At 70.2% G+C, this 13,769-nt stretch carries 10 protein-coding genes; 4 read left to right on the top strand and 6 right to left on the bottom strand.

The annotated features are described in order from the left end of the window. A complete protein-coding gene (gene def / locus LCHO_RS01765) occupies nt 1-516 on the bottom strand; it encodes a peptide deformylase (protein ID WP_012345387.1) in 516 nt (171 codons plus the stop codon). Between the two features lie 172 nt (nt 517-688). Here def and LCHO_RS01760 point away from each other — a divergent pair, with 172 nt between their 5' ends. From LCHO_RS01760 to LCHO_RS01750, 3 genes are all read left to right on the top strand, one after another. Further along, on the top strand, nt 689-1,873 hold the full coding sequence (locus LCHO_RS01760; protein ID WP_012345386.1) for a LysM peptidoglycan-binding domain-containing protein: 1,185 nt from the start codon (nt 689-691) through the stop codon (nt 1,871-1,873). Between the two features lie 12 nt (nt 1,874-1,885). Beyond that, the gene (dprA, locus tag LCHO_RS01755; RefSeq protein WP_012345385.1) at nt 1,886-3,025 is read left to right on the top strand and encodes a DNA-processing protein DprA; all 1,140 of its coding nucleotides are present in this window, start codon (nt 1,886-1,888) and stop codon (nt 3,023-3,025) included. 68 nt (nt 3,026-3,093) lie between these two features. Continuing rightward, the gene (locus LCHO_RS01750) at nt 3,094-3,546 is read left to right on the top strand and encodes a Smg family protein (protein WP_012345384.1); all 453 of its coding nucleotides are present in this window, start codon (nt 3,094-3,096) and stop codon (nt 3,544-3,546) included. Between the two features lie 33 nt (nt 3,547-3,579). Here LCHO_RS01750 and LCHO_RS01745 read toward each other — a convergent pair whose 3' ends face one another. The 4 genes from LCHO_RS01745 to yajC all read right to left on the bottom strand — a co-directional run bounded on the left by LCHO_RS01745 (nt 3,580) and on the right by yajC (nt 9,572). After that, complete coding sequence (locus tag LCHO_RS01745) at nt 3,580-6,132, bottom strand: DUF1631 family protein (RefSeq protein ID WP_012345383.1); 2,553 nt, start codon at nt 6,130-6,132, stop codon at nt 3,580-3,582. Nucleotides 6,133-6,191: 59 nt separating this feature from the next. Further along, the gene (gene secF / locus LCHO_RS01740; RefSeq protein ID WP_012345382.1) at nt 6,192-7,226 is read right to left on the bottom strand and encodes a protein translocase subunit SecF; all 1,035 of its coding nucleotides are present in this window, start codon (nt 7,224-7,226) and stop codon (nt 6,192-6,194) included. A 24-nt stretch (nt 7,227-7,250) separates the two neighbouring features. Beyond that, nucleotides 7,251-9,152 carry a protein translocase subunit SecD gene (gene secD, locus LCHO_RS01735; protein WP_012345381.1) on the bottom strand — a complete coding sequence of 634 codons (1,902 nt, stop codon included), beginning with the start codon at nt 9,150-9,152 and terminating at the stop codon, nt 7,251-7,253. 93 nt (nt 9,153-9,245) lie between these two features. Beyond that, nucleotides 9,246-9,572, bottom strand: coding sequence for a preprotein translocase subunit YajC (gene yajC / locus LCHO_RS01730; RefSeq protein ID WP_043703707.1), 327 nt, complete (start codon nt 9,570-9,572; stop codon nt 9,246-9,248). 156 nt (nt 9,573-9,728) lie between these two features. Between yajC and LCHO_RS21880 the strand changes: the two genes are divergently transcribed. Beyond that, nucleotides 9,729-11,783: a putative bifunctional diguanylate cyclase/phosphodiesterase gene (locus LCHO_RS21880; RefSeq protein WP_012345379.1), complete on the top strand. Its 2,055-nt coding sequence runs from the start codon at nt 9,729-9,731 to the stop codon at nt 11,781-11,783. Here the strand turns inward: LCHO_RS21880 and LCHO_RS01720 are convergent. Further along, nucleotides 11,767-13,650 carry a S8 family serine peptidase gene (locus LCHO_RS01720; protein ID WP_012345378.1) on the bottom strand — a complete coding sequence of 628 codons (1,884 nt, stop codon included), beginning with the start codon at nt 13,648-13,650 and terminating at the stop codon, nt 11,767-11,769. The genes LCHO_RS21880 and LCHO_RS01720 overlap by 17 nt on opposite strands. Nucleotides 13,651-13,769 lie beyond the last annotated feature (119 nt).

The following is a 13,769-nucleotide window of genomic DNA, read 5'->3' as shown; positions in this document are numbered from 1 at the left end:
TCATGCCGACTCGCCGTCGTCGCGACCCCGTTTGATCATCTTGCTGCGGATGCGATTGCGCTTGAGCGGCGACAGGTATTCGACGAACACCTTGCCGAGCAGGTGATCCATCTCGTGCTGCACGCACACCGACAGCAGGCCGTCGGCCTCGAACTCGTAGCGCTGGCCGTTGCGGTCGAGCGCCTCGACCTGCACCTGCGCATGCCGCTCGACGCGGTCGTAGATGGTCGGCACCGACAGGCAGCCTTCGTCGCCGACCATCATTTCCTCGCTGGCCGCGACGATGCGCGGATTGATCAGCACCAGCGGGTCGTTGCGCTCTTCGGAGACGTCGATCACGATCACGCGCTCATGCACGTCGACCTGTGTGGCGGCCAAGCCGATTCCGCGTGCCTCGTACATGGTTTCGAACATGTCGGAGACCAGTTGGCGGATACGCTCGTCGACTTGGATCACCGGCCTGGCGATCTTGTTGAGCCGCGGATCGGGGTAGCGAAGGATGGGTAACAGGCTCATGACAGGGGTCCGATGGCGCTGCCGATTTCATTGCAGCATCAAGGGTTTAGAGGCAGAATTTATGAAACTGAATGAAGATTTTCGCGCAAGTCCGGATGCCATGCCGAGGCCTGCGGTTCATTTCCTCTGGCGCTGGCAGACTGCCTGTTCAGCACCCACGGAGCTGCGGCCCATGATCCTGCGTCACCCCCCCATCGTCCGCTCGCAGCCGCTGTCGGCGCTGCTCGGCGGCCTGCTCGGACTTGCGTTGTGTTCGGTGGCGCTCGACAGCCAGGCGCAGGCTTTTCCCGATTATCCGATTACCGCGGGCCAGCGCAGCACTGCCCGGCAGGTGGCACAGGCCGGCGTGCCCTTGTCCGAGCTGGCGCCCGACGCCCCCGACAGCTACACCGTCAAGCGCGGCGACACGCTCTGGGACATCTCGCAGATCTTCCTGCGCAGCCCGTGGCGCTGGCCCGAACTGTGGGGCATGAACCTCGAACAGATCCGCAATCCGCACCTGATCTATCCGGGCCAGTTGCTGGTGCTGGTCAAGAGCAACGGACGGGCACGCCTCGAAATGGGGCGCGCGGTCGAGGGCGGCACACAGAAATTGTCGCCACGCGCGCGCGCCGCCGGCATCGATCGCGGCCCGATCGGGCCGATCGCGATGCACCTGATCCAGCCCTTCCTCAACGATGCCGTGGTGCTCGACAGCAACGAGCTCGAAAGCGCCCCACGCATCGTCGCCGGGCGCGAGGGCCGCGTGCTGCTCGGCCGTGGCGACATCGCCTACGTGCGCGGCGACCTGCCGCCACGGCGCGACTGGCAGGTCTTCCGCCAGGCCAAACCCCTGCACGATCCGGCCAGCGGCGAGGTGCTGGGCTACGAAGCGGCCTTCGTCGGCAGCGCCGAATACATCCAGCCCGGCCGGACCCAGCCCGGCGCCGAAAACACCACCGAGCTCGTGCCGGCCACCTTCAACCTGGTGTCGCTGCGCCAGGAGGCCGGCGTGGGCGACCGCCTGGCCGCCGCGCCGCCGCGAGACGACAGCCTGTACGTGCCGCACTCGCCCGCCGCACCGCTGGAGGCGCTGGTCGTGTCGATCTACGGCGACGGCCTGCATGCCGGGCAGAACCAGATCGTGTCGGTCAACCGCGGCAAGTCCACCGGCATGGAACCCGGCCACGTGCTGGCGATCTGGCGGACCGGCTCGCTGGTGCGCGACGCCGAAGATCCGCAGCGCCAGGCGTTGCGCCTGCCCGACGAGCGCAATGGCAACCTGTTCATCTTCCGCGTCTTCAACCGGGTCTCCTACGGGCTGATCCTGAGCTCCGAGACCCCCGTCCGCGCAGGCGATCGCATCACGCAGCCCTGACCGCCCCCGCCCGTGGATCGCGACGAACTGGCCGCCTGGCTGCAACTGCTCGAGACACCCGGCGTCGGCCGCCAGAGTGCACGCCGGCTGCTGGCGGCGTTCGGCAGCCCGCAAGCGGTGCTCTCGGCCAGCGTGTCGGCCCGCGCCGGCGTGATCGACAAGGCGACCGCCGCCAAGCTCGAGCAGGCCCCCGAGGGCCTGGCGTTGCTGGTGGAGCGCACCGCCGCGTGGCTGACTGGCGAACCCGGGCGCCGGATCCTGACCCTGGCAGACCCCGCCTATCCCTCGATCTGGCTGAATCTGCCCGACCCGCCGCTGCTGCTCTACGCACAGGGCAAGCTCGACTTGCTGCAACGCCCGGCGCTGGCGATCGTCGGCAGCCGCCACCCGACACCCGAGGGCACCGACAACGCCCGCGCGTTCGCGGCCTCGCTCAGCCGGACCGGCCTGACCATCGTGTCCGGCCTGGCCGCGGGCATCGACGGAGCCGCCCACGAAGGCGCACTGGGCGGCACCGGCAGCACGATCGCACTGGTCGGCACCGGGCTGGATCGGGTCTACCCGCGCGCCCATCTGAAACTGGCGCGCGAGATCGCCGATCGCGGCCTGCTGCTGAGCGAGTTCTCCATCGGCACGCCACCGCTGGCGGCCCACTTCCCGCTGCGCAACCGCCTGATCGCCGGCCTGGGCATGGGCACGCTGGTGGTCGAGGCGGCGCTGAAATCGGGTTCGCTGATCACGGCGCGGCTCGCATCGGAATTCGGCCGCGAGGTGTTCGCCATCCCCGGCTCGATCCACAACCCGCAGTCACGCGGCTGTCACGCCCTGATCCGCCAGGGCGCCAAGCTGGTCGAGAGCACGCAGGACGTGCTCGAAGAACTCCATCTGGCCGTCCCCGCAGCGGCAGTCAGCACCGGCCCTGCACACGCGGAACCGGCCGCAGAGCAACCCGACGACGCCAACCCGCCCCCTGATGACGTCGACGACCCGATCCTGCTGGCCCTGGGCTGGAGCGCCGCCACCCTGGACGTGCTGCAGGCGCGCACGGGCTGGGCGACCGCCGAACTCAACGTGCACCTGCTCGATCTCGAATTGAGCGGCCAGGTCGTGCGCCTGCCGGGGCAGCTGTTCCAGCGCCGGGCGCAGGCATGAACTGAAATGTGACAGCGCACACGGGTGGCGCGACCGTTGCGCCGACAGCCCTGGGGTATAGTCACTTCATGTTCGACGTGCTCGTATACCTCTACGAAAATTACTGGCGTCCGGACGCCTGTCCGGATCACGACCAGCTGTCGAAGAAGCTCTCTGCCGTCGGCTTCGAGAGCGAAGAGATCGCCGACGCACTGACCTGGCTCGACGGCCTGGCGGGCGCCGCCGAATCGCACATCGGCACCCAGAGCGAGCTTTCGTTGCGGGTCTATTCGCCGAGCGAACAGGACCACCTGGGCCTCGCATCGATCGCGTTCATCAGCTTCCTCGAGTCGGCCGGCGTGCTGCCGCCGGCCATGCGTGAAATCGCGGTCGATCGGGCGATGGCCCTCGGTGGCGGCCCGGTTGCGCTCGAAGACCTCAAGATCATCGTGCTGATGGTGTTCTGGAGCCTCGGCGAAGAACCGGACGCCCTCATCCTGGACGAACTCTTCGTCGACGCGGAAGACCGCCTGATCCACTGACCGGCGGCGGCCCGCCTGTCGGAAGGCCTGACGTCAATGCAGCAGGCGATCCGGGTCGGCGTCGAGCTTGGCCAGCGCGTCGCGCGTGGCGCGCACGGTCAGGGACTCTTCCTCGACCGGCACCAGCAAACCCGCTTGCAGGAACGAAGCCAAGCGGTGCTTCTGGAACATGATGCCGCGGCCGGTCGGCGTCACGAACAGGCAGAACTGCTTGCGCATGCCTTGCCAGGCCATCTGCACCGGATCGACACGGCCACGGTAATCGAGCTTGAACCAGGAGCCGACCTGCAGGTTGCCGGTCCAGGCCAGCATGGCAGGCGTGGGCATCGACCCGCCTTCGGCGACCACTTCCATGTCGCCATCCTCGTGGCCTGACAGGTCGCGCACCATCGACTCGTCGATCTCGAAGTTCTCGGCATCGGGCAGCAGTTCCTCGATGGTCTCGAGCTGCATCATCAGCTCTTCGAGCCGCTCGGTCGGGATCGTCGCGGTGCGTGCCGAGAAGGCGGCGGCCAGCGAGTTGTTGAGCGCCTGGATGTATTCGTCCTGCTTGACCTGCGGCACACCGGCCGAGCCCATGCCTTCGCGCAGCTTCTTCAACAGCGGCGGCAGGCGGCGGATGGCTTCGGAGCGCTCTTCGCGCGACACCTTGGCACTGGCCAGCCAGATCAGATCGGCGGCAGCGCGCTGCATCAGCTTGGTGGCCTCGCTGCCCTGGCCGGACTTGACCGCGGCCGTGGCCAGCACATCGGCCCAGACGTGGAACAGGAATTCGCGCACGCCGTCATGCACCGGCACCTCGTTGAGCATCTTGCGCAACTCGATGGTGTACTGGATCGCCAGCGTCTCGCGCTGCTCGATCTGCTGCGCCAGGCTGACGCCCTTGCTGGCCGCGGCGTGGGTGGTCTTGAAGTAGTTCTCGAGAAAGCGCTCGAACTCGGTCAGCACGGTCTGGAACACCCGCCGGCCGGTGTCGGGGTAGGCCTCGACCACCTGCACGACACGCTTGATCTCTTTCTCGAGCGCTTCGCTGACCCCCGCGCTGCCGGCCTCGAAACCCATCACGCAGGCGCCCATGCGGTCGATCAGCTGGCGCGCCGGATGGTCGACGGTGGCGAAGAAGTCGGGTTCGACGATCGCCACGCGCAGCACCGGCATCTGCAGCCGGGCAAACCAGACCCGCACCGCGGTCGGGATGCGCTCCTCGGTCAGCAGGCTCTGGAACATCAGCGCGACGATCTCGATCGTGGCGCGTTCGACCGGCGTGCTCGCCGCCTGCTTCAGGGCCTGCTTGCGGGTCTGCAACTCCTGCAGGAGCGCGGGCGTGCTGACCATCTGGGCAGCGCCCAGCACCGGTGGCCCACCGGTTGCCGCGGGCGCACCGCGCGCGTCAAACCGCTGGCGAACCGCGGTCTGGGCGTCGTTGATGGCAGCCCGCAGACCGGGCGACGCCGGATGAGGCTGGGCGATGGTCGAACCGTTGAACTCGGGCACCTGACGCGACACCAGCCGGTTCAGCCGCCCCAGCACCGCTTCGGCCTGCTCCAGCGATCGCACCAGCGACGGCGAATGTGTCATCAGCCGGGTTTCTTCCTCGACATCGCGGCGATCGCCACCGCCGCCGCCCGAGCCCTCCGCCGAGCCGGATCCGCGCGAGGTCGGCCCCGGATGCCGTGCCGCCGGCGACAGGCCGGCGACCACCGTCGGGGCGAACTGGTGCGCCGTCTCCGGCGTCGGCTGCATCTTGTCCTTGGCGTAGCCGGTCGGGGTCGGATAGCGCGCGGCCGGACTGCCGCCTGCACCGGCGGCCGGCGCGGCGGGTGGCGACATCGGCGCCGGTGCCGTGCCCGGCCCGGTGTGCGGACCGTGTGCCGAAGCGCCCGACGGCGCACCGAGGGCACCGCTGCCGGTGGCGACACCCAGGTCGCGGCTGCGCCGGATGAAGGGCCGCAGGTTGACGTCGGTGCACACGCCCTGGCCGATCAGCCAGCGGTTGGTCTCGTGGTAGGCCTCCTGGATCAGGCTGGCGAACTCCTCGTGCATGACCTGCTGGGCGGTGCGCCAGTGGTCGAGCGTGAGCCCCCCGGCGCGCCAGCCATCCACCGTGGCACGTGCCAGCACGTGCGGGCGCAGGACGTCGTGGGCGTCCATCTCCTCGCGGCGCTCCAGCGCCGACATGCGATAGCGCAGGTCGGAGAACTCCCACGACGCCTTGTCCATGATCGCCAGCGCCATGCGCGAGGCGACGATCTCGAGCTCGATCGTGTCGTCGTCGACCAGCGCCAGCTCGCTGGCCTTGGTCGCCATCAGGGTGTGGGCCGGCCGCTGGGTGCCGGGCGGCGGCGGCGTCACCGCGGCACGCAAGGCCTGCACCATGCACTGATGCCAGCGCGGCGCCTGGCGCGGCAGGTCCAGCACCAGATCGCGCCGCCGTGTCACCAGTTCGGGAGAGCCGGACTGGCTCATCAGCTCACGTGCCCCCTGGTTGACCGCCTTGATCACCCGCGGCAACTCACGCAGCAGCAGCTCGAAGTAGAACCGTCGAGCCTGCGCTGCCAGGGCCGGGGAGTGAACGGCAGAGGCCATGGGTGATGGGGTGGGCAGCGGGTGGCGGAAGGGTGCGGTGAAGGAACTCTACACCAGCGTCAGACCACGGCACCCGTGTTCGGGTCGTTCGGATCGTGGTCCTTGCGCGGGGTGCTCACCAGATCCTCGCGCTTGACGCCCAGCCACATGGCGATCGCCGCCGCCACGAAAACCGACGAATAGATGCCGAACAGGATGCCGATCGTCAGCGCCAGCGCGAAGTAGTGCAGCGTCGGGCCACCGAACAGCAGCATCGACAGCACCATCATCTGGGTCGAGCCGTGGGTGATGATGGTGCGGCTCATCGTGCTGGTGATGGCGTGGTCGATCACCTCGACAGTCGTCATCTTGCGGTAGCGGCGGAAGGCCTCGCGGATGCGGTCGAAGATCACCACCGACTCGTTGACCGAGTAGCCCAGCACCGCCAGCACCGCCGCCAGCACCGACAGCGAGAACTCCCACTGGAAGTACGCGAAGAAGCCCAGGATGATGATGACGTCGTGCAGGTTGGCGATGATCGCCGCGACCGCGAACTTCCATTCGAAGCGCAGCGCGAGGTAGATCATGATGCCGACGATCACGAACGCCAGCGCCTTGGCGCCGTCCTCGGCCAGTTCCTTGCCGACCTGCGGGCCGACGAACTCGCTGCGCGAGAGCTTCAGCGGCTCGGCACCCGCGGCGGTCTGGCAGACCTGGCGGCTGATCGTCTCGCCCTTGTCGGTGGTGGTCTGCTGCTGGCTGACCGTGCCCTGCTCGGCCGTGCACAGCTGCGTGAAGACCCGCCCGACCAGCTCGTTCTGCTTGACGCCTTCACGCAGCGGCAGGCGGATCAGCACGTCGCGCGAGGTGCCGAACTTCTGCACCTGGACCTCGCCCAGGCCCATCGTCTCGATGGTGCCGCGCACGCGGGCGATGTCGGCGCTCTGCGCGTATTCGGTCTCGATGACCGTGCCGCCGGTGAACTCGATCGACAGGTGCAGGCCGCGCGTGATCAGGAAGAACACCGCTGCCGCGAAGGTCAGGAACGAGATGACATTGAAGACCAGCGCATGCCGCATGAACGGGATGTCGCGCCGGAAACGGAAAAACTCCATGAATGCTCCTGGGGGCGACGGGGTTCAGGCCTGCTTGCCGACGCTGACGCCGGAGCCGGGTTCGGCGACCGCACCGGCCGGTCGCCACACCTGGCCGATCGAGACCTTCTGCAGCTTCTTCTTGCGCCCGTACCAGAGGTTCACCAGGCCGCGCGAGAACATCACGGCCGAGAACATCGAGGTCAGGATGCCCAGGCAGTGCACCACCGCGAAGCCGCGCACCGGGCCGGAGCCGAAGGCGAGCAGCGCCAGGCCGGCGATCAGCGTGGTGACGTTCGAGTCGAGGATGGTCGCGAAGGCGCGTTCGTAGCCGGTGTGGATCGCCATCTGCGGCGAGGCGCCGGCACGCAGTTCCTCGCGCACGCGCTCGTTGATCAGCACGTTGGCGTCGATCGCCATGCCCAGCACCAGCGCGATGGCGGCGATGCCCGGCAGCGTCAGCGTGGCCTGCATCATCGACAGCACCGCCACCAGCAGCAGCAGGTTCACGCCCAGCGACAGGGTCGAGAAGACGCCGAACAGCAGGTAGTAGCAGCACATGAAGATCGCGATCGCGACAAAGCCGTACAGCACGCTGTCGAAGCCCTTGGCGATGTTCTCGGCGCCCAGGCTGGGGCCGATCAGGCGCTCCTCGATGATCTCCATCGGCGCGGCCAGCGAGCCCGCGCGCAGCAGCAGCGCGGTGTCGGCCGACTCGACCGGCGACATCGAACCCGAGATCTGCACCCGCCCGCCGCCGATTTCACTGCGGATCACCGGCGCGGTGACGACCTCGCCCTTGCCCTTCTCGAACAGGAGAATGGCCATGCGCTTGTTGATGTTCTCGCGCGTGACGTCGCGGAAGATGCGCGCGCCGCGGGCATCGAGCGTGAGGTGCACGGCGGGCTGCTGGTTCTCGTCGAAGCCGGCCTGCGCGTCGGTCAGGTTCTCGCCGGTCAGGATGACCTGACGCTTGACGATGATCGCGCGCGCACCGCGTTCGGTGTAGCGCTCGGTGCCGAACGGCACCGGGCCACCGCCCGACAGCGCCGCCTGCGCCTCGGTGCTGTCGTCGACCAGGCGCACCTCGAGCGTGGCCGTGCGGCCGATGATGTCCTTGGCCTTGGCGACGTCCTGCACGCCCGGCAGCTGCACCACCACGCGGTCGAGGCCCTGCTGCTGGATCACCGGCTCGGCCACGCCGAGCTCGTTGATGCGGTTGTGCAGGGTGTTGATGTTCTGCGTGACGGCCTGTTCCTGGACCTTGCGCGCGGCCTCGGGCTTGAGCGTGCCGGCGAGCTTGAATTCGGTGCCGTCGGTGGACTCGACCCACAGCAGGTCGGGCTGCTGCTCGCGCAGCAGCGCCAGCGCGCGGGCCTGGGTTGGCGCGTCGCGCAGGCGCACCTCGACGCCATCGCCGTTGCGCACGATGCCGGCATGGCGGATCGACTTGTCGCGCAGCAGCGCGCGCAGGTCGCCGGTCAGCGACTCGGCCTTCTTGGTCAGCGCCGCCTTCATGTCGACCTGCATCAGGAAGTGCACGCCGCCGCGCAGGTCCAGGCCCAGGTACATCGGCAGCGCGCGCATCGCCGTCAGCCACTGCGGCGAACGCGAGATCAGGTTCAGCGCGACGATGTAGCTCGGGTCGGACGGATCCGGATTGAGCGCCTTGACGACCGCATCCCGCGCCTTGAGCTGGGTGTCGGTGTCGCCGAAGCGGGCGCGCACGGACAGGCCCTCGAGCTGCACGAAGTCGGGCGACAGGCCGGCACCGGCGAGCGCCTGCTGCACGCGCGGCACCAGCGAGGCATCGACCTTCACGGTCGCCTTGCCGCTCGAGACCTGCACGGCCGGCGCTTCGCCGAAGAAATTGGGCAGGGTGTAAAGCGACCCGACCAGCACCGCGATGGCGAGGATCAGGTACTTCCACCAGGGATAACGGTTCATCGTCACGTCCTCGGGGCCGAGCCCCGTGTGGCGGCGGGTCCGGGCGCGTGCAGGATGCACCGCCCGGGTTGAACCCCGCGGGGTCGCCGTGGCTTACTTGATGGTGCCCTTGGGCAGCACTTGAATCACCGAACCGCGCTGGCACTGGGCCTCGACGCCGTTGGCGATCTCGATCGACAGGTAGTTGTCGCCGATCTTGGTGACCTTGCCCAGCAGGCCGCCGGACGTGACGATCTCGTCGCCCTTGCCGATCGCGTCGATCATGGCCTTGTGCTCCTTCGCGCGCTTCTGCTGCGGGCGGATCATGATGAAGTAGAGCACCACGAACATCAGCACCAGCGGCAGCATGCTCATCAAAGACGAACCGCCGTCGGCGGCAGTGGCGGCGGGCGCTTGCGCGAATGCATTGGAAATGAACACCGTCAGGCTCCTCGAGCGAAAGACAAAGCTCTGGATTGTAGGGCGCAGCCCGACCATCAAGCCGAGGGGGACTCGCGCCGATAGAACAGGGGCCCGCCCCAGGCGCTGCAAGCGCGCGGCGGCACCTCTTCTCAGACGCTCCACCGCACCGCCCCCATGCCTGCCAAGACGGATACGCCCCTCCCCCGCCACACCGCCGAGCCGACCGTCCCGATGCTCGGTGCACGCACGCCCAGGACCAGCCCGGCACGGGTCCTGCTGCAGGTGGGCGCGCGCCTGCGCGGGCCCCTGGCGAGCGCGCTGTTCGCCCGCGGCATGCAACCGGTGCTCGGCCACGCCGGCCAGCGCGGCCTGGCGCTCGAGATCCGCGAGTTCGGCCCGCCCGTGTCCGGCGAGCCGCCCACCCGGCCCGGTGCGACACCGGTCGCCCCCGCGCTGCTCGCGCTGCTGCCCGGCGCAGCCCGCAGCGACGGCATCGACTGGCGCCACGAGGCCCTGCGGGCCGGCGCGCTGTCGCTGCTGGTGCTCGACGACACGGCCGCCGACATCGAGACGATGGCCCGCCTGGCGGCCCGGCTGACGCGGCTGACCCGGCAGCCGGTGCAGCTGCCGCCCGGGGCCGCTGCGCAGCGGCCGGCCCCCGCGACACACGGACACACGACACCCGGACACGCCTCCCCCGAACGCGCGCCGACGAGCAGTCGCAGCCTGCACGGCGGCAGCGCGGCCCGGCCGGCGCCCGAGCTGATCGCCGCCATCGACGAGGCCGTCGGCCAGGCGCGCCAGCTCGGCGCGATGGGCGCGCTGCTGCTCGTCGGCCTGAACCGCCTGGCCGAGATCGACACCGCGCTCGGCACCGCGATCCGCCGCGACATGGTCGACGCGATCGAGACGCGGCTGACCGACGTGCTGCGCCAGGAGGCCGACCGCCACCGGCTGCGCCCGGCCGCCGAGCTGTACCGCTGGGACGGCGGCTTCGCGATCGTCTGGCCGCAGATCTCGCACGGCGAGCAGGCCCTGCAGCTGGCGCGCCAGCTGCTGAAGCAGGCCGGCGAGCCGCTCACGGTGGCCGGCGAAGAAGCCAGCCTGAGCGCCAACGCCGGCATCGGCCTGCTGCCGCACGACGGCGTCGAAGCCACCGCGCTGCTCGAGGCGGCCGAACGGGCGCTGCACCACGCACGCAGCCGCGGCCCCGGCCAGTGCCAGTTCCACGAGCAGGACCTCGCCCCGCGCCAGCGCGAGCGCCTGCGGCTCGAGGCGCGCCTGCGCCGCGCCATCGCCGACGGCAGCTTCGAGCTGCACTACCAGCCGCAGGTCGACCTGCAGACCGGCGCGCTGACCGGCGCCGAAGCGCTGCTGCGCTGGCCCGACGGCGCCGGCGGCAGCGTGCCGCCGAGCCTGTTCATCCCGATGGCCGAAGCCAACGGCCTGATCGTCGCGCTGGGCGACTGGGTGCTGCAGCGGGTCTGCCGGCAGATCCGCCGCTGGCTCGACCGCGGGCTCGAGGTGCCGCGCATCGCCATCAACGTCACGCCGCAGGAGCTGCAGCAGCCCGACTTCGTGGCGCGCGTGCTGCGCTCGCTGGCCGACGCCGGGCTGGCCGGTCGCCACCTCTGCATCGAGCTGACCGAAGCCGCGCTGATGACCGACACCGCCGCCGCCCGCGCCGCCACCGCCACGCTGAGCACGCGCCTGCTGATGCTGCGCGAGGCCGGCGTGCAGCTGGCGATCGACGACTTCGGCACCGGCTGCTCGTCGCTGGCGATGCTGCGGCGCCTGCCGATGGACGGCCTGAAGATCGACCGCTCCTTCGTGGCCGACGTCGACGGCGACGGCGCGGCGATCTGCGCGGCCATCATCGGCCTGGCCCACACGCTGGGCCTGCGGGTGATCGCCGAAGGCATCGAGACCGATGCCCAGCTGGCCTTCCTGCGCGAGCAGGGCTGCGACGAGTTCCAGGGCCATGTGCTGTCGCCGGCACTCGGCGCCACCATCATGGGCGAGGTGCTGGCCGGCGCGGCGATCCAGTACCGCGTGCCGCCGGCGCCGGCCCTGCCGACCGCCCCGGCCGACCCCGCCGCGCCGTCGATGCCCGAACTGGCCCAGCTGCACCGCAGCCTGGCGCGCCGGCCCCGGCAGGAAAGCGGCGCGGCGCTGCAATGGCCGGCGCCGCTTCAGGCCGGCGAACCGACGTTCACTGCGCCAACTTGAGCGTGTACCGGCCGCCGGTGGCGCCCGTGCCGCCGCTGTAGCGCAGCACCCGCACGTAGACGGTGGTCGCGCCGGTGCCGGCGTTGCGCACCGATACGGTATCGACCGCACCGGTGCCCAGCACGCTCGACGCCACCCGCGTGCCGGCGGCGTTGTAGGCGTACAGGTCGTAGTCGGAGCCGGCGTTGGGCGCGAGCGTGGCGACCAGGGTCCTGCCAGCCGCCAACGTGACGCGGAAATAGTCGGTGTCCGAGGTGCTGCCGATGGTGGCGTTGACCTGCGCCGGGTTGGCGCTGATCGCCTGCGCCGACGAGCGGGCATGGTTGGATTCGACTTCGGCAACCTGCGTCAGGCTCGGGGTGGGGGCGGGGGTCGGCGTGGGAGCCGGTGCCGGGGTCGGGGCGGGCGTCGTCGTGCCGCTGCCGATGGCGGCGTCGATCGCACGGTTGGCATCGAGCAGGCCGCTGCCGCACTGCGAACACGCCACCGGAAAACCGCGCGCGGCCGCGCTCGACTTCAGCCGGGCCTCGACCTCGTCGGGCGTCAGCGCCGGGTTGCGCGCCAGCATCAGCGCCACCACGCCGGCCACGTGCGGCGTCGCCATCGAGGTGCCCATGTACGACGCATAACTGTCCGCGCCCGGCGTGCTGCTGCCGGCGTTGAGGGTCGACTGGATGCCCGAGCTGCCGTCGCCACCCGGCGCGGCGACGTCGACCACCGTGCCGTAGTTCGAGTACGAGGCCCGCGCGCCGCTGCGCCCGACCGCCGCCACCGTGACCACCCCCGCGCAGCCGGCCGGCGAGAAGCCGGCCGCGTTGGCCGCCGAATTGCCGGCCGCCACCACCACCACCGCACCGCGGCTGCGGGCGCTGTTGATGGCGTTCTGGGTGGTGGTGCCGCAGGCGCCGCTGCCGCCCAGCGACAGGTTGATCACGCGCGCCGGCGTCGGATTGGCCGGCACGCCCGTGATGCTGCCGCCGGCCGCCCAGACCATGCCGTCGGCGATGTCCGAGGTGTAGCCGCCACAGCGGCCCAGCACCCGCACCGGCAGCACCCGGGCGCCGAACGCCACACCGGCCACGCCGCGGGCGTTGTGCGTCAGCGCGGCGATCGTGCCGGCCACGTGGGTGCCGTGCCAGCTGCTGCTGTCGGCCGCGCTGCCGCTGCCGCAGGCGCCGGCAGCGGCCCAGTCGCCCGGGTCGAAGGCGTCGGCGTCGCGGCCGTTGCCGTCGTTGGCCACCGTGGTGTCGTTGATGAAGTCGTAACCCGCCAGCAGGTTGCCGGCCAGGTCGACGTGCGGACGCACGCCGGTGTCGAGCACCGCCACCACCACGCCGGCGCCGGTGCTCTTGTCCCAGGCGGCGGGCAGGTTCAGGCCGGCGGTGGCCTCGAACAGGTTCCATTGGCTGGCGTACGAAGGGTCGTTGGGCACCAGCTGGATCGTCATGATGCGGTCCGGCTCGGCGTATTCGACCTCGGCGTCGCCGCTGCGGATGTCGTCGGCCAGCCGCTGCGCCGCGGCCAGCGACAGGCGCCGATCGGCGCGCAGCACGTGACCGCCGTGCGCCATGCCGCGCAGCCGGCTCAGGCGCACGCCGGCGCGGTTGCCGGCCACCCGCACCGAGCCCTGCGTGGTCGGATCGATCTGGCTGCGATCGGCGTTGCGGTACTTGACGATCACCCGGTCGGTGCCCTCCTCGTCGGCGGTCGCCTGGGTCGGGGCGCGGACATCGCGCCGATCGCCACGCGCCATCGACCACGAGCTGCCGGCCGCCAGCAGCAGCGCACCGATCGCGATGCCCCAGGCCCAGTCGGCCGCCGTGCTGGCCCAGGGGTTCGTGCGCAGGGATTCCCGTTTGTGATTCATGTGACCTCGGTGCGGCGATGGACGGAGCGATCCGGGGCAGCCGGATGTCGCGATCGCCGATCTTCGGAGACCGGCGGTCGAACTTGACCGCCGGAAACAAACCGATGCCACTGTCACGG

This window comes from Leptothrix cholodnii SP-6, assembly GCF_000019785.1.
Lineage (GTDB): Bacteria > Pseudomonadota > Gammaproteobacteria > Burkholderiales > Burkholderiaceae_C > Sphaerotilus > Sphaerotilus cholodnii.
This window is presented reverse-complemented; position numbering and strand designations above follow the sequence as displayed.

Coding starts and splice junctions, on each gene's coding strand:
- def (WP_012345387.1), bottom strand. CDS start 516: ATGAGCCTGTTACCCATCCTTCGCTACCCCGATCCGCGGCTCAACAAG.
- LCHO_RS01760 (WP_012345386.1), top strand. CDS start 689: ATGATCCTGCGTCACCCCCCCATCGTCCGCTCGCAGCCGCTGTCGGCG.
- LCHO_RS01750 (WP_012345384.1), top strand. CDS start 3,094: ATGTTCGACGTGCTCGTATACCTCTACGAAAATTACTGGCGTCCGGAC.
- LCHO_RS01745 (WP_012345383.1), bottom strand. CDS start 6,132: ATGGCCTCTGCCGTTCACTCCCCGGCCCTGGCAGCGCAGGCTCGACGG.
- secF (WP_012345382.1), bottom strand. CDS start 7,226: ATGGAGTTTTTCCGTTTCCGGCGCGACATCCCGTTCATGCGGCATGCG.
- secD (WP_012345381.1), bottom strand. CDS start 9,152: ATGAACCGTTATCCCTGGTGGAAGTACCTGATCCTCGCCATCGCGGTG.
- LCHO_RS21880 (WP_012345379.1), top strand. CDS start 9,729: ATGCCTGCCAAGACGGATACGCCCCTCCCCCGCCACACCGCCGAGCCG.
- LCHO_RS01720 (WP_012345378.1), bottom strand. CDS start 13,650: ATGAATCACAAACGGGAATCCCTGCGCACGAACCCCTGGGCCAGCACG.